Annotated in this window: 25 protein-coding genes; 15 read left to right on the top strand and 10 right to left on the bottom strand. The window is 45.8% G+C overall.

Annotated elements, in window-relative coordinates:
• Positions 1-2: 2 nt before the first annotated feature.
• The gene (locus AOC29_RS03755; RefSeq protein WP_215296700.1) at positions 3-1,871 is read right to left on the bottom strand and encodes an extracellular solute-binding protein; all 1,869 of its coding nucleotides are present in this window, start codon (positions 1,869-1,871) and stop codon (positions 3-5) included.
• Between the two features lie 50 nt (positions 1,872-1,921).
• On the opposite strand from AOC29_RS03755, the gene fabI reads away from it, so the two are divergent.
• The 6 genes from fabI to AOC29_RS03725 all read left to right on the top strand — a co-directional run bounded on the left by fabI (position 1,922) and on the right by AOC29_RS03725 (position 8,315).
• Entirely contained in the window at positions 1,922-2,707 is a 786-nt protein-coding gene (gene fabI, locus AOC29_RS03750) for an enoyl-ACP reductase FabI (protein WP_215296699.1), read from the top strand.
• Complete coding sequence (gene chrA, locus AOC29_RS03745; RefSeq protein ID WP_215296698.1) at positions 2,704-4,035, top strand: chromate efflux transporter; 1,332 nt, start codon at positions 2,704-2,706, stop codon at positions 4,033-4,035. Before fabI ends, chrA begins: the two co-directional genes overlap by 4 nt.
• Positions 4,036-4,067: 32 nt before the next feature.
• Positions 4,068-4,943, top strand: coding sequence for a MaoC family dehydratase N-terminal domain-containing protein (locus tag AOC29_RS03740; RefSeq protein WP_215296697.1), 876 nt, complete (start codon positions 4,068-4,070; stop codon positions 4,941-4,943).
• A gap of 44 nt (positions 4,944-4,987) precedes the next feature.
• Entirely contained in the window at positions 4,988-6,364 is a 1,377-nt protein-coding gene (locus AOC29_RS03735) for an MmgE/PrpD family protein (protein WP_215296696.1), read from the top strand.
• 19 nt (positions 6,365-6,383) lie between these two features.
• The gene (locus AOC29_RS03730) at positions 6,384-7,229 is read left to right on the top strand and encodes a CoA ester lyase (protein ID WP_215296695.1); all 846 of its coding nucleotides are present in this window, start codon (positions 6,384-6,386) and stop codon (positions 7,227-7,229) included.
• A 96-nt stretch (positions 7,230-7,325) separates the two neighbouring features.
• Positions 7,326-8,315 (top strand): tripartite tricarboxylate transporter substrate binding protein BugD, encoded by a 990-nt coding sequence (locus tag AOC29_RS03725; protein ID WP_215296694.1) that lies wholly within the window; start codon positions 7,326-7,328, stop codon positions 8,313-8,315.
• 55 nt (positions 8,316-8,370) lie between these two features.
• Here AOC29_RS03725 and AOC29_RS03720 read toward each other — a convergent pair whose 3' ends face one another.
• From AOC29_RS03720 to AOC29_RS03710, 3 genes are read right to left on the bottom strand one after another with little or no spacing between them, the layout of a single operon-like run.
• The gene (locus AOC29_RS03720; protein ID WP_215296693.1) at positions 8,371-8,991 is read right to left on the bottom strand and encodes a hypothetical protein; all 621 of its coding nucleotides are present in this window, start codon (positions 8,989-8,991) and stop codon (positions 8,371-8,373) included.
• The gene (locus tag AOC29_RS03715) at positions 8,991-10,256 is read right to left on the bottom strand and encodes an exo-alpha-sialidase (protein WP_215296692.1); all 1,266 of its coding nucleotides are present in this window, start codon (positions 10,254-10,256) and stop codon (positions 8,991-8,993) included. The genes AOC29_RS03720 and AOC29_RS03715 overlap by 1 nt, the downstream gene beginning before the upstream one ends.
• Complete coding sequence (locus AOC29_RS03710; protein ID WP_215296691.1) at positions 10,253-11,974, bottom strand: glycosyltransferase family 39 protein; 1,722 nt, start codon at positions 11,972-11,974, stop codon at positions 10,253-10,255. The genes AOC29_RS03715 and AOC29_RS03710 overlap by 4 nt, the downstream gene beginning before the upstream one ends.
• Positions 11,975-12,164: 190 nt before the next feature.
• On the opposite strand from AOC29_RS03710, the gene AOC29_RS03705 reads away from it, so the two are divergent.
• Genes AOC29_RS03705 through AOC29_RS03695 form a run of 3 tightly spaced genes read left to right on the top strand, consistent with a single transcriptional unit; the run spans position 12,165 to position 14,297 of the window.
• Positions 12,165-12,497, top strand: a complete 333-nt coding sequence (locus AOC29_RS03705) for a c-type cytochrome (protein ID WP_215296690.1) — start codon at positions 12,165-12,167, stop codon at positions 12,495-12,497.
• 12 nt (positions 12,498-12,509) lie between these two features.
• The gene (locus tag AOC29_RS03700; protein WP_215296689.1) at positions 12,510-13,784 is read left to right on the top strand and encodes an NAD(P)/FAD-dependent oxidoreductase; all 1,275 of its coding nucleotides are present in this window, start codon (positions 12,510-12,512) and stop codon (positions 13,782-13,784) included.
• Positions 13,785-13,844: 60 nt separating this feature from the next.
• A complete protein-coding gene (locus AOC29_RS03695) occupies positions 13,845-14,297 on the top strand; it encodes a phosphate-starvation-inducible protein PsiE (RefSeq protein ID WP_216860801.1) in 453 nt (150 codons plus the stop codon).
• Between the two features lies 1 nt (position 14,298).
• Here the strand turns inward: AOC29_RS03695 and AOC29_RS03690 are convergent, their stop codons facing one another.
• Complete coding sequence (locus AOC29_RS03690) at positions 14,299-15,741, bottom strand: TAXI family TRAP transporter solute-binding subunit (protein WP_215296688.1); 1,443 nt, start codon at positions 15,739-15,741, stop codon at positions 14,299-14,301.
• A gap of 79 nt (positions 15,742-15,820) precedes the next feature.
• Here AOC29_RS03690 and AOC29_RS03685 point away from each other — a divergent pair, with 79 nt between their 5' ends.
• A complete protein-coding gene (locus tag AOC29_RS03685; RefSeq protein ID WP_215296687.1) occupies positions 15,821-16,522 on the top strand; it encodes a pirin family protein in 702 nt (233 codons plus the stop codon).
• A gap of 22 nt (positions 16,523-16,544) precedes the next feature.
• Here AOC29_RS03685 and AOC29_RS03680 read toward each other — a convergent pair whose 3' ends face one another.
• Genes AOC29_RS03680 through AOC29_RS03665 form a run of 4 tightly spaced genes read right to left on the bottom strand, consistent with a single transcriptional unit; the run spans position 16,545 to position 20,271 of the window.
• On the bottom strand, positions 16,545-17,528 hold the full coding sequence (locus AOC29_RS03680) for a tripartite tricarboxylate transporter substrate binding protein (RefSeq protein ID WP_215296686.1): 984 nt from the start codon (positions 17,526-17,528) through the stop codon (positions 16,545-16,547).
• Positions 17,529-17,547: 19 nt separating this feature from the next.
• Complete coding sequence (locus AOC29_RS03675) at positions 17,548-18,597, bottom strand: Ldh family oxidoreductase (protein WP_215296685.1); 1,050 nt, start codon at positions 18,595-18,597, stop codon at positions 17,548-17,550.
• 6 nt (positions 18,598-18,603) lie between these two features.
• Complete coding sequence (locus tag AOC29_RS03670) at positions 18,604-19,338, bottom strand: GntR family transcriptional regulator (protein ID WP_215296684.1); 735 nt, start codon at positions 19,336-19,338, stop codon at positions 18,604-18,606.
• On the bottom strand, positions 19,339-20,271 hold the full coding sequence (locus AOC29_RS03665) for an SMP-30/gluconolactonase/LRE family protein (RefSeq protein ID WP_251370061.1): 933 nt from the start codon (positions 20,269-20,271) through the stop codon (positions 19,339-19,341).
• 142 nt (positions 20,272-20,413) lie between these two features.
• Here AOC29_RS03665 and AOC29_RS03660 point away from each other — a divergent pair, with 142 nt between their 5' ends.
• Positions 20,414-21,349, top strand: coding sequence for a 3-hydroxyacyl-CoA dehydrogenase family protein (locus tag AOC29_RS03660; RefSeq protein ID WP_215296683.1), 936 nt, complete (start codon positions 20,414-20,416; stop codon positions 21,347-21,349).
• Here AOC29_RS03660 and AOC29_RS03655 read toward each other — a convergent pair.
• A complete protein-coding gene (locus tag AOC29_RS03655) occupies positions 21,336-22,481 on the bottom strand; it encodes a mandelate racemase/muconate lactonizing enzyme family protein (RefSeq protein WP_215296682.1) in 1,146 nt (381 codons plus the stop codon). The genes AOC29_RS03660 and AOC29_RS03655 overlap by 14 nt on opposite strands.
• Before the next feature lie 64 nt (positions 22,482-22,545).
• On the opposite strand from AOC29_RS03655, the gene AOC29_RS03650 reads away from it, so the two are divergent.
• From AOC29_RS03650 to AOC29_RS03635, 4 genes are read left to right on the top strand one after another with little or no spacing between them, the layout of a single operon-like run.
• Entirely contained in the window at positions 22,546-23,508 is a 963-nt protein-coding gene (locus AOC29_RS03650) for a tripartite tricarboxylate transporter substrate binding protein (RefSeq protein WP_215296681.1), read from the top strand.
• 26 nt (positions 23,509-23,534) lie between these two features.
• Positions 23,535-25,082 carry a UxaA family hydrolase gene (locus AOC29_RS03645; protein ID WP_215296680.1) on the top strand — a complete coding sequence of 516 codons (1,548 nt, stop codon included), beginning with the start codon at positions 23,535-23,537 and terminating at the stop codon, positions 25,080-25,082.
• Positions 25,083-25,130: 48 nt separating this feature from the next.
• Positions 25,131-26,120, top strand: coding sequence for a DnaJ C-terminal domain-containing protein (locus AOC29_RS03640; protein WP_215296679.1), 990 nt, complete (start codon positions 25,131-25,133; stop codon positions 26,118-26,120).
• Positions 26,121-26,124: 4 nt separating this feature from the next.
• Positions 26,125-26,445, top strand: coding sequence for a chaperone modulator CbpM (locus AOC29_RS03635; protein ID WP_215296678.1), 321 nt, complete (start codon positions 26,125-26,127; stop codon positions 26,443-26,445).
• Positions 26,446-26,450: the final 5 nt, after the last annotated feature.

Genomic DNA, 26,450 nt, shown 5'->3' with positions numbered 1-26,450 from the left:
CATTATTTAGCCCCCTCTTTCCACCAGTTTTGCATGATCCAAGGTTCTGCCTGGTAATACAAAGGAGGCTCTGGGTAGCGCATCTCATTGCGGAAGGCAACTCGGTGAGTGGGGTTGTACCATTGCGGTATCACGTAATAGCTATTCCACAGTATACGATCGAGCGCTCTGCAAGCAGCACGCAACTCTTCGCGATTCTGCGCCTTAGTAATTTCTTCGATTAAAGCGTCTACGACTGGCGATTGAACGCCGATGATATTGTCTGAACCCTTTTCTTTGGCAGCCTGGCTACCAAAACGATCCCACAATTCATTACCAGGATTCTGAGAATCTGGGAAGCGAGTGGTTGTCACATCGAAGTCATATTCATTCATGCGTTTTTGATACAAGGCAAAATCGCTCGTACGAATATCAAGCTGAATACCCAACTTTTCTAAGTTGCGACCATAAGCAGAGAGGATTCTCAAGAAAAAACCGCCGTTCTCCACCATCTCCATACGAAACGGTTCACCCTTTTCATTGCGCAAAGCACCGTCACGATACTGCCAGCCAGCGTGCATGAGTAATTCACGAGCTTGACGCAGATTTTGACGAAGACTACCCGGTGACTTGGTTGATGGTGGTAATGGCATCGGACCAAACACCGCATCTGGCACCCATTGTGGATATTTCGCCTTGAGCGGTTTGAGTAATTTGAGTTCTGCTTCTGTGGGTTTACGGGGCCCATCGAAGTTTGCGCTTAAATCACTATTAGTGAAGAAGCTATTAATACGACCGTACTGATCAAAAAATATTTGGCGATTCAACCACTCGAAATCCAAAGCTAAGCCTAATGCTTGCCGCACGCGAGGATCTTGAAAAATCGGTTTACGTACATTCATGGCAAAGCCCTGCATACCTGCGCCATTATGGTTAATGAAGGCCTTCTTTAAGAGTGTGCCATTGTCAAATTTAGAACCGACATAACCCTTCGCCCAAATCTTGGCGCGATATTCCACTAAAGCATCAAACTCCCCTGCTTTGAATGCCTCGAGTCGCACAGCATCGTCACTATAAAGTTTGTAGAGCACGCGATCAAAGTTATAGAAACCCACCCGCACATTTAATGGCTTTGCAAGTTGATCAGCCCAATACTGCGGGTTTCTTTTAAAGACAATTGATTTCCCCGCCTTAAAGGACTCAATCAGATAGGGGCCACTGCCAATCGGTGCGTCAAAGGCTAGCTTATCAAAAGCAATCATGCTGCCATCAGGACGCCTTCCCCAGTTACGAGAAAAAATGGGCAGCGTTCCTACCATAATCGGCAATTCAGTATTGTTGTTCTTAAAGTCAAACCGTACTACTCGATCTGAGATGACGACTGCTTGTTTCACATCAGCAAACGTCGTTTTATAGCGAGGATGTGCAAGGCCACTCATCAAGGTGTCAAAACTATGTTTTACATCTGCCGCTAATACTGGACTGCCATCTGAAAATTTGGCTTCTGGACGAATACGAAACGTGACTGACTGACGATCCTTAGCTATCTCAATATCATCAGCAAGTAGGCCGTAAATACTAGATACCTCATCCGCACTACCCTCGGCGAGGGATTCAAACATCAAATCTATTCCTGGGGCCGTGACACCCCGCAAGGTGAATGGATTGAACTTATCAAAACTGGTTCTTTGCCCAGGATTTGGCAAAGTCAGAGTGCCGCCTCTGGGGGCATTGGGATTGACATAGTCAAAATGGGCAAATCCATCTGCGTACTTCGGCTTACCGTACTGCGCTATACCTTGCGCCGCTTGCGCAATATTGCTGCCAACCCCAACTAGCAGGGCTAACAGCAAGAAATGAGCAATTTGGCGAAAAGGGGTTTGAGCTGACATATATGCAACAATTGTAGATAGCAAATCATATTTGAAGTAAAGGACACATCATGGGCTTTCTCTCCGGCAAAAAAATCCTCATTACCGGCCTCCTCTCCAACCGCTCTATTGCCTATGGTATTGCCAAGGCCTGCCATCGCGAAGGCGCTGAACTTGCCCTGACTTACGTGGGTGAGCGCTTTAAGGACCGAATTGTCGATTTTGCAAAAGAATTCAATACCGAACTCATTTTTGACTGTGATGTTGGTAGCGATGCGCAAATTTCTGCCCTCTTTAAAGATCTAGCCAAATCCTGGCCTCAATTTGATGGCTTTGTCCATGCGATTGGCTTTGCCCCACGTGAAGCGATTGCTGGTGACTTTTTGGAGGGCCTCTCGCGCGAGGGCTTCAAGATTGCTCATGATATTTCTGCTTACAGTTTCCCAGCAATGGCTAAGGAAGCATTGCCAATGCTGCGCGATAAATCTTCATTGCTAACATTGACCTACCTTGGGTCAATGAAGAATGTTCCCAACTACAACACCATGGGTTTAGCCAAAGCATCCCTCGAAGCTTCCGTGCGTTACCTCGCTGGCTCCGTTGGTCCTAAGGGTATCCGTGCGAATGGTATTTCTGCTGGCCCGATCAAAACCTTGGCTGCTTCTGGCATTAAAGGTTTCAGCAAAATTTTAGAAGCGGTTGAACAAACTGCACCACTGCGTCGCAACGTCACGATTGATGATGTTGGCAATACTGCTGCTTTCTTGTTATCGGATTTAGCCAACGGCATTACCGCTGAAATCATCTATGTTGATAACGGCTTTAGCCAAGTCGTTGGTGGAATGGAAGACGCTTGAGTAGTTCGGTTTCATTAGGCGAAGCCCTCAAATTCTGGGCTAAGTTAGGCTTTATTAGTTTTGGAGGGCCCGCAGGACAAATCGCTGTCCTACATCAAGAGTTAGTAGAGAAACGTCGCTGGATTTCTGAGCGGCGCTTTTTACATGCGCTGAATTATTGCATGGTCTTACCTGGCCCCGAAGCCCAGCAACTAGTTACCTATATTGGGTGGTTAATGCATCGTAGTTGGGGCGGCATTCTGGCTGGCACCCTATTTGTATTGCCCTCACTATTGATTTTGATTGGTCTGTCTTGGGTATATCTCACCTATGGACAAGTGCCTTGGATCGCTGCGATTTTCTTTGGCATCAAACCGGCGGTCACTGCTATTGTTTTGCATGCAGCAGTGCGTATTGGCAAACGTACGATTCACAATCAAGCGTTGCAATGGATTGCATTGGGTTCATTCTTAGCAATCTTTATTTTGAACTTATCGTTCCCTATCATTGTTTTGCTTGCTGCCGCTATTGGTTACTGGGGCGGCAAGCGTTACCCAGAATACTTTCAGCAAAGCGGTCATAACAACAAAGCAGTGAAAAGCTACGGCAAGGCCATCATTGATGATGACACCCCTACCCCAGCGCATGCTCAATTTCATTATCAAAAAACTTTAGTTCATAGCGCCATTGCCTTTGCTTGCTGGATACTTCCGATGAGCGTCTTAATAGCTATCTTTGATTGGAAAACGCTCTTTCCCAATCTTGCTTGGTTCTTTACAAAGGCAGCCTTTCTGACTTTTGGTGGCGCTTATGCCGTGTTGCCATATGTCTACCAAGGTGCAGTAGATCAATTTCATTGGTTAAGTGCCAACCAAATGATTGATGGTTTGGCTCTTGGTGAAACGACGCCGGGACCACTGATCATGGTCGTTGCTTTTGTTGGTTACCTCGCTGGACATATTCAGTACCTCATTGGCAATAGCAGTCCATTTTGGTTTGGTGCATTAGGGGCAGTTGTGGCTACTTGGTTTACCTTCTTGCCATCCTTCTTCTTCATCTTGGTTGGTGGACCCTTGGTGGAATCAACCCATGGCAAGATGAGCTTTACAGCACCTCTCACGGCGATTACAGCAGCAGTGGTTGGCGTGATCGTCAATCTTGGTCTCTTTTTTGCTTATCACGTATTTTTACCCCATGGTCTAGGTGGCGCCATTTCCTGGATCTCTATGCTAATTTGTGGCTTGGCAGCGATAGCCCTGTTTAAATTCCAAAAAGGGGTGATGACCGTATTGGGTGGCTCGGCCTTAGCGGGCCTTTTGATCCACTTTTCCGCTATTTTGATCCACTAAGATTCTTTCCTAAGATTGGCATAATAGAAGTTATGCGAATCGAACATCAAACCATCACCCATCTTCAAGAGTGGCTCGGTAAAACGGAGTCTCTCTCTGACACCGTCACTGCCGCGCCAGTGCGCGCTTTATCAGCAACCCTAGACAGGCCTGATCCCGAACCCAGTAAGGGCAGTTTCCTACCTGAACTATGGCATTGGCTCTATTTTTTACCTCATGCACGACAGTCTGAAATTGGTCCTGATGGCCACCCCAAGCGTGGCGGCTTCTTACCACCCGTTCCTCTGCCACGTCGGATGTGGGCTGGTAGTCGTATTCAATGGCTAGAGCCTATTAGCGTCGGTGATGAGATTCAGCGCATTTCGAAAATTGAATCCGTTACCCATAAAGCAGGTCGCACTGGTGATTTAATTTTTGTTTTGGTGAAACATGAAGTCTCAAATCAACAAGGCTTAGCCATCATTGAAGAACATGACATCGTCTATCGTGATGCGCCTGGTCCTGATGACAAACCGGTGGCACCAACACCAGCGCCTACCGATGCCAAGTGGAGCAAAACGATTACTCCCGATGATGTTCTCTTATTTCGTTACTCAGCATTAACTTTTAATGGGCACCGTATTCATTACGACCGTCAATACGTTACTGAAGTGGAAGGCTATCCAGGCTTGATCGTTCATGGCCCGTTGATTGCGACACTCTTGGTTGATCTTGTGCGTCAGAGTATTCCTGGTTGCAAGTTAAAGAGCTTTGAGTTCCGCGCGATACGCCCTACCTTTGATATCAATCTCTTTAAAGTTAGCGCTAAGCCTGATCTAGAAAAAGATCCTTCTGGCAAAACACTTGCAATATGGGCGCAAGACCACGAAGGCTGGCTCACGATGCAAGCTACCGCTGTTCTTAAGTAATCAGTCAGTGGTTTAAAAAAAGAAAAATTAGAGGCCGCACCCCGATGAGTAATGAACATTTATCTCGTGAATTAGCAAGCTTTGCTAGCAATCTAAAAATTGCTGATATTCCTAACGATGTGATTAGTCGCGCAGAGGATCTTTTAGTAGACTGGTTTGGATCTGCAATTGCGGGTAAGGGTTCGCGCCCTGTAGAAACGCTTACCCAGTTCGCCCAAAATATGGGTGGTTTTGATGCTACTCATACTGGCCCTTCTGAAATCCTGATCAATCGTAAAACCTCGAGCCCATTCTTAGCAGCGATGGCGAATGCTGCGGCCTCACATGTAGCAGAGCAAGATGATGTTCACAATGGCTCAGTCTTTCATCCGGCTACCGTAGTTTTTCCTCCAGCCTTAGCCTGTGCGCAAGCGATTGGGGCCTCTGGTGAAGATATGCTGGTTGCCGCAGTAGCAGGATATGAAGTAGGCATTCGGGTTGGAGAATTTTTAGGCCGCTCACACTACAAAGTTTTTCACACTACAGGTACTGCAGGTACGCTTGCAGCAGCTGCTACTGTCGGTCGTTTACTCCAACTCAACCCTGAAAAAATGCTTAATGCTTTTGGTTCTGCAGGCACTCAATCGGCAGGTCTTTGGGAATTTTTACGCGATGCCGCAGACTCTAAGCAATTGCACACGGCACACGCTGCCGCCACTGGCTTAATGTCGGCCTATATTGCACAAGCTGGTTTTACTGGCGCACAGCATATCCTAGAAGGCAAGCAAGGTTTAGCCGCTGGCATGTCTAGCGATGCAGACCCTAGTAAATTAGTGGACCGCTTAGGTAGTCGTTGGACTTTAGCAGAAACGAGTTTTAAATATCATGCCTCTTGTCGCCATACCCATCCTGCTGCTGATGCTCTTCTGCAAGTCATGCTTGCCAACAAACTCAAACCTAGTGATATCGCTAAAGTGGAAACTTTAGTACACCAAGGTGCAATTGATGTCTTGGGTCCAGTGACCGATCCTGCAACAGTGCATCAATCAAAGTTTTCTATGGGCACTGTATTAGCACTCATTGCACACTATCAGTTTGCTGGCTTACAAGAATTCGATGAACACTTCCATGATGAAGCGATTTGCTTGTTTAGAGATCGCGTCACGATGACGCTCGATCCCGAAGTGGATAGCGCTTATCCCCAACGTTGGATTGGCAAAGTCAAAGTCCACTTAAATAATGGTCAAGTTCTTGATGGTCGCGTTGATGAACCCAAGGGCGATCCTGGCAATACCCTTTCACGCGCTGAAATCACCGATAAGGCAATGCGCTTAGCTGCCTTTAGTGGTGGAGCTCATCCAACTGAGATGAGTAAAGCGATTGATCTCTTGTGGAATATCCGCAAACAGGCCAAGATGGGTTCTTTACTTCCTAACAATTAAATCCTCAATTTAGACTTTCATGAATCCACTTGATACCCCGCTAGGCTTTAGCTGTGACTTTTTATTTGTGCCAGGCACTCGCCCCGAGCGCTTTATCAAAGCCCTGGATAGCGGTGCTCATGGGGTTATCTTGGATCTAGAAGATGCTGTAGCAGAAGAAGATAAAGAGACGGCTCGTAATGCAATCCGCACTGCTTGGCCGCAGTTTTCAGCTGAACAAAAGAAGCGTCTTGTGATTCGCACCAACTCTCCGGGAACCAAGTTTTATTCCGCTGATTTGATTCTGGCCCAAGAATTACAAGTAGCCTGCTTACTGATTCCCAAGAGCGAGTCCGTTGATCAAATCAACGGTGCAGCCCTAGTACTACCGAACACCGCCATCATTCCCATGATTGAAACAGCGATTGGCTTAGACCGACTCCAAGAAATATCCACCGCCAATCAAGTGCTCCGTCTTGCCCTAGGCAATCTTGATTTACAGGCTGACTTGGGCATGATCTGTGATCCCCAAGAAACCGAACTGCAAACGGCTCGCTATCAAATCGTTTTAGCTTCCCGCTTGGCCCAAATTGCCCCTCCAATTGATGGGGTGACACCCTCAACCGATGATCTACCTCGTATCACTGACGATGCTGAAAGAGCGAAACGCATGGGCTTTGGCGCAAAACTGTGTATCCATCCTAAGCAAGTGGCTATTGTTCAGACTGCGTTTATGCCCACTGAAGAAGAAATTCGATGGGCCCAGAGAGTGATCGAAGCAGATCATGCCTCAAAAGGGGGTGCTGTAAAGCTGGATGGCAGAATGATTGATCGCCCAGTGGTCCTATTGGCCCAAAGAACGCTGGCGCTTGCTGGTAAACACTAATCCCCAGCAAAACTCATTTTTATCAAAAAAACTGGCAAAATAGCTTTTAACAAATCTGCACCCCAACGTTTTAATCACTAACACTAGAGACTAACTATGAAATTACGTAAATCACTTTTCACTGGTTTCTGCGCAATGGCTGCTTCAGCACTACTCGCTGGCAATGCATTGAGTGCAGATGTTTACCCAAATAAACCGATTACGCTTGTTGTACCCTTTTCTGCTGGTGGTCCAACTGACGCCGTTGCGCGTCTGATTGCCGTACCAATGGGCAAAGAATTGGGACAAACGGTCATTGTTGAAAATACCGTTGGTGCTGGCGGCACGATTGCTGCAACCCGGGTGGCACGTTCTGCTCCAGATGGTTACACCGTGTTTATTCACCACATGGGTATGGCAACCGCACCAGCTTTGTACAAAAAATTAAACTTTGATCCAATGAAGGATTTTGAATACATCGGCCAAGTAGTAGATGTACCCATGGTGCTCTTAGGTCGTAAGAATTTCCCACCGAATAACTTTAAAGAGTTAGAGGCTTACATTAAGGCTAATAAAGATAAAGTCACTTTGGCAAATGCCGGTCCTGGTGCAGTGTCTCAGTTATGCGGCCTCTTATTCATGTCACGTGAAGGTGTTGAATTAACCACCGTACCTTACAAGGGAACTGGTCCTGCTCTAACAGATTTACTGGGTGGGCAAGTAGACCTCCTTTGTGATCAGACTACACAGACTGTTCCTTACATTAAAGATGGCTTGGTTAAAGCTTATGGTGTGACAACACCAAAGCGTCTGCCAGCTCTGTCGAACATCCCTACTTTGGATGAACAGGGCCTTAAAGGGTTCGAAGTAAAAGTTTGGCATGGTATGTATGTCTCCAAGGGCACGCCTCCTGCGGTTGTTAATAAGATTAACAAGGCACTGAACGTTGCTCTGAACGATCCAGAAGTCAAAGCCCGCTTAGCGGAGTCCAACATTGAAATCGTTTCACCAGCAAAGAGAACTCCAAAAGGATTGCAAGATCATCTCGATGCTGAAATCAATAAATGGGGTCCTGTGATTCGTAAGGCTGGAGCTTACGCAGACTAAGCAGTTCACTCTGTCTATGAATAAAGCCAGCTACACGCTGGCTTTATTTTTGATCTCAACCCGGTCTAAATAAATAACCAGAGCGGAACTTCTCTTTGCGCTTTTGAAGAAACAAACTCACTAGCGCAAAGATTGACCAGATTACCAAGAGTGGATCCAATAGGTAATCCCAAAGATTAGCAGACTCATGCCAATGAATGACCCAAGCAATGATAGCTAGGCCAATGATCCAAGTTCCCTTAGTCCAATTGGCAAGCGCACAAATGACAGCCGATAGAAGTACGGCAAGCAAGAAAATATTCGAGCCGTAACCCCATGCATAAGGATCAATCATGCTCAGACCTAATGCAAAAGGATAAAAACAGAGTGCAATGATGGCAATACTCCACTTAAATGCTAGGGGCGCACCCTTATGACTAGGCAGCAAGGTGCTCCATAACAGCAAAGTGCTCACGATACTTAAATCACCGACCACCCCACGCACATAAGCCGCTAATGGAAGCTCCATAAACATCCCTAGTCGCCAAAAAAAGAGGTTGGTCAGTACGAATAACAAGAGGAGTTTTGCTGCTAATGGAAATTTCAGTTGAGAGAACTTTTGAATTCCTAACATGAGGACTAAAGAGCAAGTGATAGACATCTCTATCAAAGCAAAGGTTTGTATCAGATCATTCATTATTGTGCCTCCTTCACTTCGATACTCGATCCCGCATTGCTCTGCACCTGCAACTGACTATAAGCACGCTCAAGCCATGCGCTGGAGAAATACAGATGCCGAATCTTTTTACGGTCCCAGGTATAGACTAAGTGCGCATCGCTACCACTGGCGCTAATTAGGTAGGGATAAGAAAACTCTTTGCGCTCTTGGTCTGGTAACGCTTCATCATTTTCTAGCACCTCAACAACTTGCCATTGTCCCGACTTGGGATTGCTCATCATCAATACCAAGCGATAGCGCCCTGCCTCAATATTATTCAGCACTAATAGATGGGCGCCGTTCTTCAGAGTTAATCCGGCTACCGCAGAATTAGGATTCTCAATTTCCAGATCGGTAGCAGATTGCCATGATTGGCCCGCATTTCGCGTGAGACTCACCGGAATGCGCTTTGCTTGCCCAGCGCTTCTAGTTTGTCTGAAATATGCAGTAGCATCTTGGGCTTCATTCACAAACACAGCCGGCTGAATTGCGCTACGACCCGAACTCATACGCCGCTTATCAATGACTTGAGTTGTATCTAACCTCAAAAACTCACCAAAGCGGCCGATCCATTCATGATAAGCCGGCAGTCCCAAGCGTCCATCGGTCATTTGCACTGCAGGCGACTTCACTAAGGTGCTTAGATTAATGAATGGAGAAGTGATTAAACGTTGAGGACGACCCCAAGTCAAACCATCATCATCCGACAACATGGTAGAGATTGAACTTCCAGCCCAGCCCCCAATCGAGACCGTCACAAAAAATAATTGCAAGCGGCCATCTGGCAAACGCGCAGGAACGGGGTTGCCTAATTTGGCGATATAGCGTGATAAGCCTTTTTCGGCACCCACTCGATCGATCACCACTGTAGGCGCCGCCCAAGCGTTTGTTTTGGGATCGAATACGGCTGTATTAATCACCACATCAGGAGCGCCTTCGCGGCTACCTGCAAACCAAAACGCTCTGATAGCACCATCTTTTAATGCAATCAGTGAAGCAGCATGCACAGACGGTGCACCGGTATCGGGCAGCCAATCAGTACGCGGGCTAGCGATAGAAGGTTGTGAAGGTACTTTTGTCTTGGCGGTTACTTTACCTTCTGGCTGCGCTTGATTTGTTTCATCTGCTTCTTGTGCAATCACTTCATTTCCTGAAAATGGCGCCCAAGCAGGGCGACTATCAATATGGAGAAATCCAATGACAGCAGCTAGCAACAAAAAACAAAGGGCGATCACACGACTCATCTACAAACATCCTTTACATTCAACAACTCTGCATTAGAGACCGGGGTTGCTATTAAGTACTCAGTAACAAAAAGATGTTCGCCAACCTTGCCAAGTAACATGGCTTTAATCTCTTCATCAGAGTGACGCGCCCTCATTTCCATTCTTTGGCCAATGATCTGACATGAGCTACAAATGCTAGGCGCAAGGCCCAATGGAGACTGCACCACAACTAAAGGATAGGTTTTGATAAGACCCTCAACATTACCTGCCTCTTTCGCAAGATAACCATGCAATTGAGCACCCGGTAATAGCAAGCGATATTCCTCATCCTTTGCCCGATAGTCACAGGGAATCCAAACATCTTTACCATTGACTTGTGCAATCGTCGCTGCAGAAAAGCGACCCAAATGCCCCTCTAATGGACTAAGACTACTCGTAAGTGCACAGTAAATGAAAAAGCATCCGATGAGTGCCAAAGTCTTACATTGACCTCTCTTGATCAGGCCAAGTAAAACAATGATGAAAGAGGTGCCCATCAATAGCCAGTGCAGCGGATGATACATCCACGACTCTGAACTACCAGCAAAGTGAGAGCCTTGTAAATGGAACCCAAGCCAGAACAAAGTCGCTAGCACCATACCCTGCAATACCAAGCTAATGCGAAAGCCCCATAAAGGCAAATGTTCCCAGCGCAAAGCAATCAGTACTGCAAAAGCAGGCATCACGGGCAAGAGATAACGACCAGAGCGTTGACTTGGTAAGCTGAACACCAGCAAGAATGTAGCAATTAGCAAGAACAATAAAATTTCTTCTGTCGACAAAAGACGACGTTCACGCCAACATTGAATTAATGTAGATAGAAGTACAAATGTAAATAAGCCAGCATTAGCGATCGTCGTGACGATTAACATCCAGATGCTATCGCCACCGCGAACCAAATCTAGCAAGTAGTTAGAGCTACGTGCGGCAAACTTACCGGCATTCTCACCCAGCACAAATTCTTTCCAAACTGCATCTGGCTGAGGATCAAGAGCAAACCATAAACCGAAAACGCCCAAGGCCAACAGGCCAATGAGGATTAATTTATAGAGATCTCGAATGAGTGTTTGAGAAATATTCCATTTTCGCCAGTACCAGTAATACAAGCCGAGCGCTAAGGAAGCAGGAACAATATACGCAAATGATTTTGCAAAGAGTGCTAAACCAAAACTCAGGCCTGCCAATAGTGGGAATAAGAGTTTGGACTCAAAGGCGCTCTTCCCCCAATATAAAAGCGCCAAGAATGGCAAGCTTAGCCACAGCACTTCTGGAGAGTCCGTGAGAAATGGGCGCCCATAACGATAAGTTGCAAAAAAAGATAACCAAACGAAGGCTGCCAAGAATCCAGTTTGGGTATTACCGGTAAATCGACGTACTGCTAAAAAGAGAAAAAAAGCAGTGAGCCCTGTATAGAGAACGCTAGGCAAACGTAAGTTTTCGAGACTCCATTGACTTGCCCAACTGGTACTCACAATGCCTTGCCAAAAAATCAATGGGGGCTTGGTATTTTTAATCCCGTCCATTTGAGATTGGAGTGGCAACCAATGACCAGTATCAGCTGTCATCCGAACAATATGCATATAGGGATACTCGTCCCCATTTTTAGGGGCAAAGCGACTGTCCAAGCCATAAAGATAGGTAATTACCACTAAAACGAGGGTAAGGAGTGCATATCGAAGGGGAAAGGAACCACGCATACCTATAGTTTATAGGCTTAAGCCCCTTGCCAATGAAAAGCTGACATATACACTTTATTGAATGAGCTTATGAAAAATCCCTATGAGTCATATACCCCTAATCAGGGATTTCTTGTTTAAGATAGGGCTAGAAACTTTTATGCGACCGCTTACTTTTGGCGCATATTCATCAGAACGGAGATTGCTTCCTATGCAAGCGAAACAAATAAAGTCTGCCCTATTGATGGGCGCCCTTGTTCACTTTTATGCATTGACTGGTATCAGCCATGCACAAAGTGCCGACGCTACTAAGTTATATCACCGTGGATTAGCTGCGACTTGCGCTAACTGCCATGGAACTGATGGTAAGGGTGTGGTTGATGGTGGCATGCCACTCATCAATCAATTGAGCAGCGAGCAAATGCTGACCCAACTCAAGGCATTTAAATCTGGAGCGCGTGAAGGCACCATCATGCCGCAGTTAGCCAAAGGCTACTCTGACGAGCAACTCGAAATCATCGCCATTCAACTCGGCAAGAAATAATAGGAGCACATCATGGATCGTCGTCACTTTATTGGCCACAGTGCAGCAACACTGGGATTACTTGCTGGCTTCTCTGGTCAAGCACGCGCAAACTTACAAAAAGCAGAAATCCTCGTTATTGGTGGCGGCTATGGTGGTGCTACCGCCGCTAAGTATCTGCGCCTCTTTTCAAACAACACCGCTAAGGTAACCTTAATTGAGCCCAATGCTTCGTTTGTTTCTTGCCCACTCTCGAATTTAGTGATTGGCGGCTCACGTAAGCTAGCAGAGCTTACTAGTCCATATGACAATTTGAGCAAACGTCATGGCATCAAGATTATTCAGGACAGCGTGGCGAGTATCGACCCAGATAAGAAGACTGCGAAGCTTGTATCCGGAAAAACACTTCCTTATGACAAAGTCATTGTTTCGCCCGGTGTTTCCTTAATGATGAATAGCATTGAAGGGCTTGCGCAAGCCAACAAAGCGGGCGTCACCCTCCAAGCATGGAAGGCTGGAGCTGAGACTGTTGCACTCCATAAACAACTCGCCTCCATGCGCGATGGTGGGACTTATGCCCTGAGCATTCCAGAAGCCCCTTATCGTTGCCCTCCTGGTCCTTATGAACGCGCCTGCCAAGTAGCGAGCTACTTCAAACAGAACAAGCCAAAGTCAAAGGTGCTCATCCTCGACGCTAATCAAGATGTCACTTCTAAGGGTGCCTTATTTAAGAAGGTATGGGCTGAACAATACGCCGGCATGATCGAGTATCTGCCAAAACATAATGTGACTGCTGTAGATGCTAAAACTAAAACGATTAAGTTTGAAATACAAGATGATCTCAAAGCGGATGTTTTGAACTTATTGCCAGCCATGAGCGCTGGTGACATCGCTGTCAAAACTGGACTTGCGAATTCGAATGGACGCTGGGTGAATGTGAACTTCATCAATTTTGAATCGACTGCTCAAAAAGATATCCACGTATTGGGCGATTCGATTCAAGTGGCCTTTGCTATGCCTAAATCCGGACACATGGCTAACCAGCACGCTAAAGTTGCAGCCGCAGCCATTGTGGCCGAACTCAGCGGCTGGGAAATGAATCCCGCCCCTGTGTTGACCAATACTTGCTACAGCTTTGTCAATGCCAAAGAAGTGGTACACGTAGCGAGCGTTCATCAATACATCACCGCTGAAAAGACCTTTAAGCCAGTCCCTGGTTCTGGAGGAGTCTCACCTGGCCCAACCACCCTAGAAGGTGTTTATGCCTGGGGCTGGGCTCACAATATCTGGGCTGACACCCTTGGTTAATTTTGCCCATTTGAGAAATACACAGAAACTCATTGATAAAACGATAGAGGCCTTATAAATATGACCCCGACTTCCCCAAAAGACGCGAACAAGATTGAGGCTATCGTAGAAAAATGGACAGTGCCTATTGGCAATCTATTTGTCTCGCTCTTTCATCGCATTGCCTTGTTTGGCATTGGTGCTGCTACTGTTTGGTCTGCAGCAGTCGCCTTCATGGGAATGGTAGGTAAAGGGGTTGCATCGATTGAAGACTTGCTACTTCTATTTATCTACTTAGAAATTGGCGCGATGGTTGGTATTTATTTCAAGACCAACCATATGCCCGTGCGCTTCTTGATCTATGTTGCCATTACTGCGGTCACTCGCCTCATTATTGATTTAGTCAACACCAAGCATGAAGCAGATATGGCAATTCTTCTCATGGGGTTAACTATTCTCATCTTGGCCATCGCAAATGCGATTGTGCGTTACGCTTCCTTTAAATTCCCCAGCAGATCCGGGGAAAGTGAATAAGTTATACAGGTGGCTCCATCTTATTAATTACTTGTGTTGCAAGTGCGACTGATGTCTCGTTAATCTGATAAGGTTGAACCCCTCGATTGAGACAGTTACGCACATAGTCAATGCTAGTGCGCAAAGCATAGCAATCGCTTGCTAGACGCCTAGAAACCTGAATGGTGAGCGCTTGATATTCGAGGACGTCTAATCTTTTCAGGTACTCATCCCGAAGACTTAAATCAAAATTAGTCAACAACTCTTGCTCAAAACCTTTTAAGTCCGAATACAAGCGATTAATTTTGTTTTGCATCCGTCTTGTTCTATAGCCAGGCAGTGCTTGCAACAAGGGATAAGAAATCACCAGGAATGGCAGCAAAATAAAAACCAGTCGATTGACTAATTCTGCAAGCCAGAATGGTAAATAGGCCACTAAAAATGGATAGCTATTCTTTTCGTAATGAATCGCAACTGAGCTTTCTGGAAGCATCGTATTTTTAAATGAGGGGAACTCACCTCTAGCAGCAAAAAAAGATGCCTTGCCATTAATTTCTTTTGCGGCTTCTAGAAATAAAAATTGTATTGCCGGATGCATGCGATCATCAATCAGCAGATTGGTAGTAGTGGCAAGAAGTTTCATATCACTACTGGGGAAATTACGTTTTAAATCAAATGCACCTTCGGGTACATTCAGTATGCGCAGATATGGAATCAGTTTGACATAGGCCTCCGCCCTTCTAAACGTACCAATTTGTAAATTAGGATCATTCAATAAGGCTTGTACATTTGGAGAGTAATAGGTATCTACAATAAAAACTCCATCAATCTCTCCTTTTTGAATTGCCTGAATAGCCTGATCTGGTGGAAGTTTTAGAAAACTGGGTCCTGGCTCATAGCCTGAAAGTTTGAGAATTTTCGTGGCCTGTGCGTAAGTACCGCTACCCTCTATGCCAATGGAGATTTTTTTGCTTAAGAAATACTGAAACTTGCTATCAAAACCTTGAAAATCTTTCTCCTTCAGTTCTGAGCCCCGATAGAAAAACCAAACAGGGTCATAAGCAATGACGCCTAAGGACTCGACACCAGTCACTCCTGATGTATGGACAACGCCTGCCTGAACAAAAGCAGCTTGGAGATCATCTTTACGGTCTGCTAAGCGATCAATATTTTCCTGTGCGCCATTGGTAGCCACTAGCTCTAGAGTAATTCCTTTTTTAGCAAAAAATTCAGCGTAACGTTTGCCTAAAAGCTCATTAGAACTACCGGGAGATCCGGTTGCCATTAATACATGGCGAGGTGGAGGTGGATCTGCGTACCACCAGATACCCATGAGAATAGCTAGGAGCAATATCAAAAGCGGCCAAGTCTCTTGCAAGAATTGAGTAAAGTCTGCCCACCATTCCTGAGCGCTCTCAATGAGACCTAAAAAGGTTTCCTTAGTATTGTCTTTAAAGCTTGCCATACGCTACCGATCAGCAAATATTCTAAAAGCTAATGATAATGTCCTTATCCCAATTTCATCAAAATAAACGGCGGTCAACATGTTATTTCTCAGAAAATCTGAAGATAGGGGCTATGCAGATCATGGCTGGCTCAAAAGCTTCCACTCATTTTCCTTTGCGGGATACCAGGACCCGAAGTTTATGGGTTGGGGGAATCTCAGAGTCATTAATGAAGACCGCGTTGCGCCAGGAATGGGCTTTGGTAAGCACGGTCATCGCAATATGGAAATCATCAGCTATGTACTATCCGGTGAATTGGCACATCAAGACAGTATGGGAAACGTCAAAGGTATTCCTCCGGGAGATATCCAACGCATGAGCGCAGGTAGCGGTGTCACCCATAGCGAGTTTAATCACGCAAAAGATCAAACGACTCATTTCCTACAAATCTGGATTGAGCCTAATGTTTTAGAAATTGCACCTGGCTATGAGCAGAAGACCATTCCACCAGCAAGCAAAGAAGGCACTCTCCGCTTGGTCGCATCACCAGATGCTCAAGATGGCTCGGTATCGATTTCTGCGGATGCGAAGATGTACGCGGGCCTATTTAATGACGATCAATCCACTTCGCTTACATTGGACCCGAGCCGCAAAGCCTACGTTCACCTGATTCGTGGCTCACTGCAGGTGAACGGTCAAGTGTTGCATGGTGGAGACGCCCTCATGATTCAGGATGAAAATCAATTGGCTATCTCTCATGGAAAAAGCGCTGAAGTCTTAGTATTCGACCTCAGCGCTTAATGATGTTTAGAGAAATGAAGAGCTAATCTAGCTTGATCTTGGCTTTCTCTATGACGACTTTCCACCGAGCAATATCGGAGAAATAAAGGTCTGAAAATTGCTGTGTATTCATTGGCGAAATTTGTACACCGGCCTTTTGAAAGCGATCTTTCATTTCAGGTGTTTCTAAAATCTTCAAAACAGAATTGTTCAGCTCTTTAATAATGGCTGGTGACGTGCCAGCTGGCACAAACATACCCTGCCACAAAGCCATTTCATAACCCTTCACACCCGCCTCTTGAATAGTAACCAATTCTGGAGCGCCACTAAAGCGATTCTTACTAGTCACTGCCAAGGCCTTGACCTTATCGCCCTTATATAGAGGTAGACCAACTGGCATGCCAGCAAAGTAAAAATCAATTTGACCACCAACTAAATCAGTTGCGGCAGGTGACCCACCTTTGTACGGAATATGAATCGCTTGCAATCCAGTAGTAGCTAAAAATAATTCGCCTGCCATATGATCTGAATTACCGATTCCAGAAGAACCAAAACTTAACTTACCGGGATCGGCTTTGAGCATCCCAATTAAATCGGCCACTGTCTTAGCTGGAGAATTGTTATTGACGATCAAAATATGAGGAGTCGCTGCAACACCGACCACTGGAAGTAAATCTTTTTGTCCATTAAATGGTAGCTTTGGATTGGCTGCTACATTAATTGCTAAACCATTTTGCGCAAATAAAATGGTGTAGCCATCTGAGCTACTTTTTGCAACTGCGTCTGCAGCTAAGCTACCAGCAGCCCCGCCACGATTTTCTACAATGATGGGCTGCTTTAAAGCAAGACTGAGATCATTGGCAATCATCCTGCCAACAATGTCAGTAGAGCTTCCGGGAGCATAGCCGATCATCATCTTGATCGGTTTATCTGGGTAAGCAGCAAACGCTGAACCCATCAGGACTGGAACAACTGCTGGTATCACTGCTGCACTGATTACTATGTTTTTAATAAATTTTTTGAACATATTGTCTCCTCCAGTCATGTTATAAATCTAAAGCTGTAATACCGCACTCCTGAGCGCAAGTGTTTAATGCATCGAGCAGCTCCGGGGAAACCGGGATACCCATTCGATTTCTCTCGGCCATAGTCTTGGCTGAGCCTTCACCTGGAACACGAACTGCTTTAACACCAGGTAGTGTGGCAGAATTTTTTAAGTCCTCTACCAATGCAATCACTCTACCAATAAAAGCTTCCTGATCTCCAAAAGCGCTTGGATCAACTGCAATAATCGTTTGCCCAGTGTTGGTTACTAAGTCGTGATGTGCATTGAAATCAATCGTACCTTTACCAACTGCCGCATTATTCAGGGCGCCCGCAAGCAAGCCAATCATCACTGCTAAGCCATAGCCCTTATAGCCACCAATGGGCAATAGTGAACCCTCAGCCGATTTTTTAGGATCTGTAATGGGCTTACCTTGACGGTCAATCATCCAATCATCCGGAATAGTCTCGCCTTTTTGTGCCGCGACTTTCACCTTGCCATAAGCCGCTACAGTCGTCGCAATATCCAGCAGTACCATAGGGCCATCACCCGCTGGCACTGCAATAGCGATAGGGTTAGTAGAGAGTAATAAGTCAATTCCTCCCCAGGGCGCCATATGGTTTGCATTACCAACTGCCATATAAATTCCAATATAGCCTTGCTCTGCTATCTTGCGAACATAGACTGAGGCGGCGCCTGAATGATTGCCGTAATGACTACCAATCCAGCAGACACTATGTTGCTTTACCTTTTCAATGGCAAGTTGAACGGCTTTGTCCATCACTAAATGACCTAAAGCGTTATCACCATTAATCAGCGCTGTAGCACCCTGCTCACGCTCTATATAAATGTTCGGCTTGAGATTCACGCCCCCAGCCTGAATTCTTTTGAGATAAGCGGGTAAACGAAAAATGCCATGACCATCAGCCCCAACCAGATCAGACTGCACCATGAGATTTGCAATCGTATCGGCATCAGCCGCAGGAACTTTTTGCGACTGCAGTGCTTTTGAAATGAATGCTTCAGCGTCAGCGATAGCTAAATATTTCATCGTGACCTAAACCTCTGAGCTCGCTTTAAATTCCATGCTGTAGACATACTTATTTTCTGGGTGATGCGTTACTGTTACCTCAAACAACTTATCTTGATCGTCGAAGTAGCGACGAATAATGACCAAGCATGAGGTGTTAGGCTTGATGTTGAGCTTTACTGCAACCTCAGGTGGCGCCAAAGCGGCGTACACATCGACTTCAGCCCGCTCAATTCGAGCACCATACTTTTTCTCGATCTGCTCATAAACCATCACCTGAGTATGTTCGGGATCTTTTGTCAGCGAGGCAAACCGAGGCAAGATATAAATATCAGTCCAAGCAATAACTTCTTCGGCTTGTTGACGTTTACGAATCCCGCCAATGTGGTACCAAGATGATCCCAGCGGCGCCCCAACAATTTGACTGAGGCGCTCATTGAGCTCGATATATTCTTCAACTAGATTCTCACGATAAGTATCTCGTGAATAACTCAAGATATCGATTGGAGAATTAAAGCTTTGTGTAAAGCGCCGTAAGCGCTGCCGTGATACCACTTTAGTAGGGGCGCCCTGATGACGATAAATCAAGCCATTCGTTTCCAGAATTTGCAGGGCATGCCGCAAGGTGTGCCGACTGGATTGAAAATCGCGACAGAGGTCCGCCTCGGCAGGCAAGACAGATCCCACAGACCAATCACCGTTATAAATACGCTGCTCTAGCGTATTTGCTAGAGACTTATATAACGGTAATCGCTCAGCCAATTAAGAAAGCCCAAACATTTTTTTACCAGCAACTGGTACGCGTGCTTTCAGAATGTCGCCAGATAAAGACTCGGTGATGTAGAGATCTTTACCATCCGCACCACCAAAACACATATTGGCCAAATGATGGTGATGTGGGTTCTCAGAATAGATCAAGTGAGTTGGCAACATATTGTTATCAAATCTCCAGATACCAATCCCAAGATGACATACCAACAAGCCATTTTCTGAATCCATCTCAATCCCGTCAGGACCTGCTACGCCGCCAGTAAGTTGAACTGCCACGCCTGTTTTAGACACAGAGCCGTCAGCCATCAAAGGTAGTCTCCAGATTTGCTGGGACCTAGTAGCAGCTACGAATACATGCTTTTCTTGTGTATTCAAAGTGATGCCGTTAGGACTTGGTACGTTGAGCGCTAAGCGATCTAATTGACCATTGGCGCGCAATCTAAATACGCGCCCTGTTGGATCAGCAATACCTGTCTGCCCTTGATCAGTGAAATATAAATCGCCATTGGAGGCAAAATGCAAATCATTTAAACCTTTGAAGTTTTCGCTGTACATCGAACCCAAGATTGTTTCGATTTTCCCAGTCTTTGGATCAAGTGCAAGCAAGCCTGCTTTGTAGTCGCAAATAAATGCGCGTCCGTCTTTATGAAACTTCAAGCCATTAGGCCATCCGTCGTATTGAGTAATAAGCTCCCATTCACCCTTGGTATCGATGCGGAAAACGCGACCGAAAGGAATATCGACAAACCATAAATTGCCTTCACGATCAAAGGAGGGCCCCTCTAAAAAGCACTCTACTTCAGCGCCTTGACGATTTGGATCGGACCAACCTGTGCGTGATTTCTTTCTGAATTTCTCAGGCATCGTAGAAAAAACTTCTGTTTTGATCTTCTCAACCGGCTGGAAGGGGTTATGCATCGTCATGAAGGAGGCTCCTTAGATAAGTTATACGGACAAGTAAGTTTTATTATTGAACTATTAAACCATAATTAATGATAACCTTAAGCACTTATTGATCTGAAGTGATCAGCAATCATTTATTACTTAACCGTATAGGTTTAAAACTATGAAATCTGTAGCTGTTATCGGAACCGGAATAATGGGTGCTGGCATTGCAGCCGGCTTTATTGCCAAAAATATCCCAGTGGTTATTTTAGGTAGATCAAAAGACAAGGCTGATGCTTGCTTGGATAAAGCCATCGCTCTGGCAAAAAAAATTGGCGTGGATGGAGACAATGCCACCAAAGATGAAGCTGACATGAAGAAGCAGCAATTCGTTGGAGTCTTAGAGGAATGGCAAGATTGGGGCAACTTTTCTTGGGTGATTGAGACCGTGGCTGAGAACTTAGAACTCAAGCAACAGATATTCCAATATCTTGATCAAGTGGTGCCAGAAAATATTCCGATTGGTAGCAATAGCTCTGGCTTCCCCATCAGCAAAATTGCAGAGGGACTCAAGACTGCCAAGCGCATGATGGGTGCTCACTATTTCATGCCAGCAGAAGTCGTACCTTTAGTTGAAATCGTCATGGGACAAAAGACTGCCATCCAATTTGCGGAGCAAGCTTGCGAGCTTTATAAGGCCATAGGCAAGAAGCCTGTCTTGGTCAAAAAAGATATCCCCGGATTTTTAGCCAATCGTATTCAACATGCATTAATGAGAGAGGCCCTCTCGCTAGTTCAGGAGGGTATCGCGACACCGGAAGATATTGATGATGCAGTGAGATATAGCTTTGGTTTCCGCTATGCTGCCGTTGGACCCATGACACAAAAAGAAATTTCAGGTTGGGATGGCATGGCTAATGCCGCTAAAGAGATTTACCCATCACTTTCTAATATCACCACCTTGCCACCTAAAGTTGTTCAACTCATGGCCGATGGAAAAACGGGCATGAAAGCAGGCGAAGGCTTTAGGAAGTGGACCCCAGAAGAAATTAAAACCGTTTCAGACTCCTACTCCAAGAGATTAAAAGCTGCTTTTGATGTTCTTAATATTGAATGATGGAATAGGCTTGGGCTACAGTATCTTTAACGCGATCCAGGTTGGGAGTAATTCCAACTCCTGTACTGTTCAGTTGATGAACATCAAGATGACCATGCTTTGCTATTAATGCTTGATCGCAAATATCAAAACGTAGATATTGATTTGACATGCTAAATCCCCAAGGCGCTTCACCGATCGCAAAACCAACAGCTGCCGTTGCAGCACCTGATAAGGATGTTTCGGCTACTTTGCAGGCAAGATTGAGCTTGAGATTATTGCTTCGCAAGAGCTGCGCGCATTTCCATGCCTCTAATACTCCGCCCGTCTTAATTAACTTGAGGCTTGCGCCATCAAGCGCATTCGCCTTCCTGAATTCCTCAATTTCATTAGAGCCATGGATAGACTCATCTAGGCCAATTGGAATTGGCGAGCGCTGCTTGAGCAATACAAAATCTGCCAAGGGAGAATCTGCATGGATGAGCTGTTCTGCAAAAGATAATTTGCTTGCTTGCGTGGATTCACAAAAACGAATTGCATTATCTAAGGACATAGCACCGTTAGCATCTACCGAGATAACATCACCTTCGAGTAGCTCAGAGAGTAGCTTTACGCGATGTAAGTCTTCTTCAAGTGATAGCGAGCCTATCTTAATTTTCCAATGCTTAAATCCAGCTTCGCGAAATGATTTGGCATCAGCCATCTCTTTTTCTAGCGAACCGCCTAGCATCCGAAGCAATGGAAGATCGGCCGGCGCCGATGTAAGAGCATCACTATTTAATGTGTGCAAATATTTCCATAAAGAAATAGATTTCTTTTGTGTATATAGATCAAGTAATGCCATCTCTAGACAAGACTTGGCAGATGGATTGCCATACAGGATCGCATCACAAGATGTGGAGAACAGCGCTGGGTCACTCCAGTCGATAGCGCGGGCGCTTTCTACCAGATACTTGACGCTAGCCAATAGACTATCGAGAGTCTCCCCAGTCATGAGTGGTGCAACAGAAGCCTCACCCCAGCCTTGGCGCCCCTCATCATCCGTTAAACAAATTAATACGGTTTTGGCATCCACAATCAGCTCTTTGGCCATTTTGATGGGCTCTATCAGCGGTATTGACAGCGGAAAGATTGTCGCCTGAGTAATTTTCATTTTTTACAATGCATTTAAATCAAGATTGAATAAGAATACACATTAAGAACACGGAGAACATTACATGAGAAAAATCTTTTTAGCATTGTCGCTGGTCACTATGAGCTTTGCCATAAGCTCACAGGCACAGAGCTACCCTACTCAACCCATCAAATTGATCATTCCATTTGCTGCTGGCGGTCCTTCAGATGTTTTGGCAAGAGGTTTTGCACCTAAGCTGGGTGACAATCTTGGTCAGCCCATCATTATTGAAAACAAACCAGGTGCTGGCGCTAACCTAGCAGCCGAATATGTTGCTAACGCCAAACCAGATGGATACACCCTCTTTCTCATGATGGTAGGTACACAAGCGATTAACGAAACTTTATACAAAAAGTTAAATTACAACCTGATTAAAGACTTTGCACCAGTAAGCCTAGTCGCTTCTTCATCTTTACTATTTGTAGCAAACCCTTCCGCACCTTTCAAGACTATTCCTGAATTGATTACTTACGCTAAAGCTAACCCAAATAAGGTGAGCTTTGGTTCATCGGGAGCTGGCACACCGCTTCACCTTGGTGGCGAGCTCTTTAATACTCAGGCAGGCACTGATATTCTGCACGTGCCTTACAAAGGTGCTGCACCGGCATTAACAGATGTGCTTGGCGGTCAAATTGAGACTGCGCTGGTAGGTACTCCAGCTGCACTCCCCTATGTTCGCTCTGGAAAATTAATTCCTCTAGGCATTACGAGCCTAAAACGCTCCCCTAGCGCTCCTGAGATTCCAGCGATTTCAGAATACTTACCAAAATTTGAAGTAGAGCTCGTGTATGCAATCGTAGCACCAGCAAATACACCAAAATCAGTAGTTGACAAACTCAACTCTCAACTCATTAGCGTTCTGAATAATCCAGAAATCAAAGGCCAAATCAATGGCAAAGGATTTGAAATCATCACCAGCACACCCAATCAATTAGGCGAATACATTAAGTCTGAGGTTGCTAAGTGGGGTCCGATTGTGAAGAAATCTGGCGCGACTGCTGAATAATCAAACTATCTCATTGAAAGAAATCCATGATTGAAATTTCCGAAAAACGCCTGATCGGCCCGATCATTCGCTTACACCCAAACGACAACATAGTCGTGGCACGAATTGACATCGGCATTGGTGCTGAAGTGCCGAGCGAGGGCTTTACAAGTCGTAGCCAAGTGCCTGCAGGTTACAAGATAGCTGCCAAAAAGATTCTCAAGGGCGAGCCCATTCTGAAATACAACGTCACTGTAGGTTTCGCTAACGTCGATATTGAACCTGGCACCATGGTTCATAGCCACAATACAGAGTTCCGTGAATTTGATCGTGACTATGCCTATGCAAGCGAATTCAAGCCTACACAAATGTTGCCTGAGTCAGAGCGTGCCACTTTCCAAGGCTACGTCAGACCGAATGGTCAAGTAGGCACCCGCAATTTCATAGGCATCCTGTCAACCGTAAACTGCTCTGCAACGGTTGTGAACAAAATTGCGGATTGGTTTACACCCGAAAGATTAAAAGAGTTTCCGAATGTAGATGGTGTGGTGGCATTTAGCCATGATATCGGTTGCGGTATGGAAATGAGTGGTGAGCCCATGCAATTGCTACGCCGCACGATTGCTGGTTATGCACGCCACCCTAACCTCGCTGCTGCACTCATCGTCGGTTTAGGTTGTGAGCGCAATCAACTCAAAGGCTTGATGGAACAGGAAGACCTCAAGGCAGGAACAAACTTACATACCTTCATCATGCAAGAGTCTGGTGGCACTCGCAAAACAATTGAAGCGGGTATCGAGGCAGTGAAGGCTCTATTACCAGAAGCCAATAAAGCCAAACGAGAAACTGTTTCCGCCAGTCATCTGACTGTTGGCTTGCAATGCGGCGGTTCCGATGGCTTTTCTTCGATTACTGCCAATCCAGCATTAGGAGCAGCGATTGATATTTTGTCTCGTCATGGAGGTACTGGAATTTTGTCTGAGACGCCAGAGATCTATGGTGTTGAACATACCCTCACCCGCCGCGCAGCAAATCAATCGGTTGGCGAAAAACTCATCAAACGGATTCGTTGGTGGAAAGATGAGTACTCAGTAGGTCGCGATGTACAAATTAATGGTCAAGTGAGCCCAGGCAATCAAATTGGTGGTCTCGCCAATATTTTTGAGAAGTCTCTAGGTTCCTCTATGAAGGGTGGCACTGGCCCACTCATGGAAGTCTACCGATACGCAGAACCAGTTACGACTAAGGGGTTTGTCTTTATGGATACTCCTGGATTTGATCCAGTTTCTGCTACCGGACAAATTGCCGGCGGCGCTAATCTCATCGCTTTCACGACTGGTCGTGGATCGATGTTCGGTTCTAAGCCCGCTCCTTGTATCAAACTGGCTACGAATACCCCAATGTATCAGCGACTTACCGAAGACATGGACATTAATTGCGGGGAAATATTGGATGGCACGGTCTCGGTTCAGGAGATGGGTCAACGCATTTTTGAATTGTTCCTCAGAACTGCCTCAGGCGAACCCTCCAAGAGCGAGCTTTTAGGCTTAGGAGATTATGAGTTTGTCCCCTGGCAAATTGGTGTCATGAGCTAATACGCCTGTAGAATTAATCCACTACGTATTTAGGATTAATACTGGCTTATGAAATTTAGGGATTACTACGAAACCCTCGGTGTTGCACGGACGGCCACCGAGGCAGAAATCAAAACAGCTTACCGAAAGTTAGCTCGCAAATATCACCCAGATGTGAATAAAGAGGCTGGTGCTGAAGAGCAGTTCAAAGAAATTGGCGAAGCTTACGCAGTCTTAAAAGATACCGAGAAGCGTGCTGCCTATGATCGCTTTGGTGCTAACTGGAAAAACGGTCAAGACTTCACGCCTCCCCCAAATTGGAATGAAGGCTTTGAATATTCTGATACCGACTATGGTGGCGGTCACCCTGGCTATGGTGGCGGCTTCGAGGGTGATCAAAGTGAATTCTTTGAATCTCTTTTTGGTAGAGGCAAGCATCGCCAAGGTGGACGAGGCAGTAACAGCGGTAATCCACGCCAAGGCATGAATTTCAAAGGTCAAGATCATCACGCCAAAATTTTGATTGATCTTGCTGACGCCTATAACGGCGCCAAGCGGACGATTGCCTTACACATGCCGACCCAAGATGCGAGTGGGCATGTCACTACGCAAGAACGCAAACTCGATGTCAGCATTCCGAAGGGAATTAAAGCTGGGCAAAACCTCAGGCTCTCCGGCCAAGGTGGACCTGGAATTGGCGAAGGGCCAGCGGGTGATCTCTATCTCGAAATTGAATTCCACCAAAGCCCGATCTATCGCGTGGATGGAAAAGATGTATTCATCGATATTCCTTTAGCACCATGGGAAGCCGCCTTAGGCACAACAGTGAATATCCCCACTCCTGCAGGCTCTACCTTAGAACTGAAGATTCCTGCAGGCACTGTGGCTGGCCGCAAGATGCGCCTTAAAGGTAAAGGTATTCCAAGTGCTGAACCGGGTGATCTGTTTGTTGTCCCAACCATTGCACTACCACCTGCAGATAGTGACGCCCACAAAGAGGCTTATCAAGCTTTTGAAAAGGCTTTTGATTTCAACCCCAGAACCCATTTGAAGGGATGATGCGATGACGCAAATAAACACTACAAATATCACTTGGATTGAAGGTAGCGTGGTTGAAAACGAAGTACATATGAGCATTGTGGAGCTCTCACACGCTTCACGTACACCTGAGGACATGATCATGTCGTGGGTCACAGAAGGAGTTTTAAGTCCTACCGGCTCTTCCCCGGAGGATTGGCGTTTTGGTGGTGACTCTTTGAGAAGAGCTAAGACCGCAGCGCACCTGAGTCATGACTTAGAACTCAATGTTCCTGGCGTTGCTCTGGCTTTGAATCTTCTTGATGAAATTGCTGAGTTACGGGCTCGCCTGAAACGGGGCGATTGATCCCA

Source organism: Polynucleobacter sp. JS-JIR-5-A7, assembly GCF_018687935.1.
Taxonomy (GTDB): domain Bacteria; phylum Pseudomonadota; class Gammaproteobacteria; order Burkholderiales; family Burkholderiaceae; genus Polynucleobacter.
The sequence above is the reverse complement of the archived record's forward strand: the minus strand, read 5'-3'. Positions and strand labels throughout refer to the sequence as shown.

Coding starts and splice junctions, on each gene's coding strand:
- AOC29_RS03680 (WP_215296686.1), bottom strand. CDS start 17,528: ATGTTCAAAAAATTTATTAAAAACATAGTAATCAGTGCAGCAGTGATA.
- AOC29_RS03690 (WP_215296688.1), bottom strand. CDS start 15,741: ATGGCAAGCTTTAAAGACAATACTAAGGAAACCTTTTTAGGTCTCATT.
- AOC29_RS03730 (WP_215296695.1), top strand. CDS start 6,384: ATGAATCCACTTGATACCCCGCTAGGCTTTAGCTGTGACTTTTTATTT.
- AOC29_RS03635 (WP_215296678.1), top strand. CDS start 26,125: ATGACGCAAATAAACACTACAAATATCACTTGGATTGAAGGTAGCGTG.
- AOC29_RS03715 (WP_215296692.1), bottom strand. CDS start 10,256: ATGAGTCGTGTGATCGCCCTTTGTTTTTTGTTGCTAGCTGCTGTCATT.
- fabI (WP_215296699.1), top strand. CDS start 1,922: ATGGGCTTTCTCTCCGGCAAAAAAATCCTCATTACCGGCCTCCTCTCC.
- AOC29_RS03640 (WP_215296679.1), top strand. CDS start 25,131: ATGAAATTTAGGGATTACTACGAAACCCTCGGTGTTGCACGGACGGCC.
- AOC29_RS03695 (WP_216860801.1), top strand. CDS start 13,845: ATGACCCCGACTTCCCCAAAAGACGCGAACAAGATTGAGGCTATCGTA.
- AOC29_RS03645 (WP_215296680.1), top strand. CDS start 23,535: ATGATTGAAATTTCCGAAAAACGCCTGATCGGCCCGATCATTCGCTTA.
- AOC29_RS03735 (WP_215296696.1), top strand. CDS start 4,988: ATGAGTAATGAACATTTATCTCGTGAATTAGCAAGCTTTGCTAGCAAT.
- AOC29_RS03700 (WP_215296689.1), top strand. CDS start 12,510: ATGGATCGTCGTCACTTTATTGGCCACAGTGCAGCAACACTGGGATTA.
- AOC29_RS03675 (WP_215296685.1), bottom strand. CDS start 18,597: ATGAAATATTTAGCTATCGCTGACGCTGAAGCATTCATTTCAAAAGCA.
- AOC29_RS03685 (WP_215296687.1), top strand. CDS start 15,821: ATGTTATTTCTCAGAAAATCTGAAGATAGGGGCTATGCAGATCATGGC.
- AOC29_RS03755 (WP_215296700.1), bottom strand. CDS start 1,871: ATGTCAGCTCAAACCCCTTTTCGCCAAATTGCTCATTTCTTGCTGTTA.
- AOC29_RS03725 (WP_215296694.1), top strand. CDS start 7,326: ATGAAATTACGTAAATCACTTTTCACTGGTTTCTGCGCAATGGCTGCT.
- AOC29_RS03655 (WP_215296682.1), bottom strand. CDS start 22,481: ATGAAAATTACTCAGGCGACAATCTTTCCGCTGTCAATACCGCTGATA.
- AOC29_RS03660 (WP_215296683.1), top strand. CDS start 20,414: ATGAAATCTGTAGCTGTTATCGGAACCGGAATAATGGGTGCTGGCATT.
- AOC29_RS03650 (WP_215296681.1), top strand. CDS start 22,546: ATGAGAAAAATCTTTTTAGCATTGTCGCTGGTCACTATGAGCTTTGCC.
- AOC29_RS03720 (WP_215296693.1), bottom strand. CDS start 8,991: ATGAATGATCTGATACAAACCTTTGCTTTGATAGAGATGTCTATCACT.
- AOC29_RS03740 (WP_215296697.1), top strand. CDS start 4,068: ATGCGAATCGAACATCAAACCATCACCCATCTTCAAGAGTGGCTCGGT.
- AOC29_RS03665 (WP_251370061.1), bottom strand. CDS start 20,271: ATGACGATGCATAACCCCTTCCAGCCGGTTGAGAAGATCAAAACAGAA.
- AOC29_RS03710 (WP_215296691.1), bottom strand. CDS start 11,974: ATGCGTGGTTCCTTTCCCCTTCGATATGCACTCCTTACCCTCGTTTTA.
- AOC29_RS03705 (WP_215296690.1), top strand. CDS start 12,165: ATGCAAGCGAAACAAATAAAGTCTGCCCTATTGATGGGCGCCCTTGTT.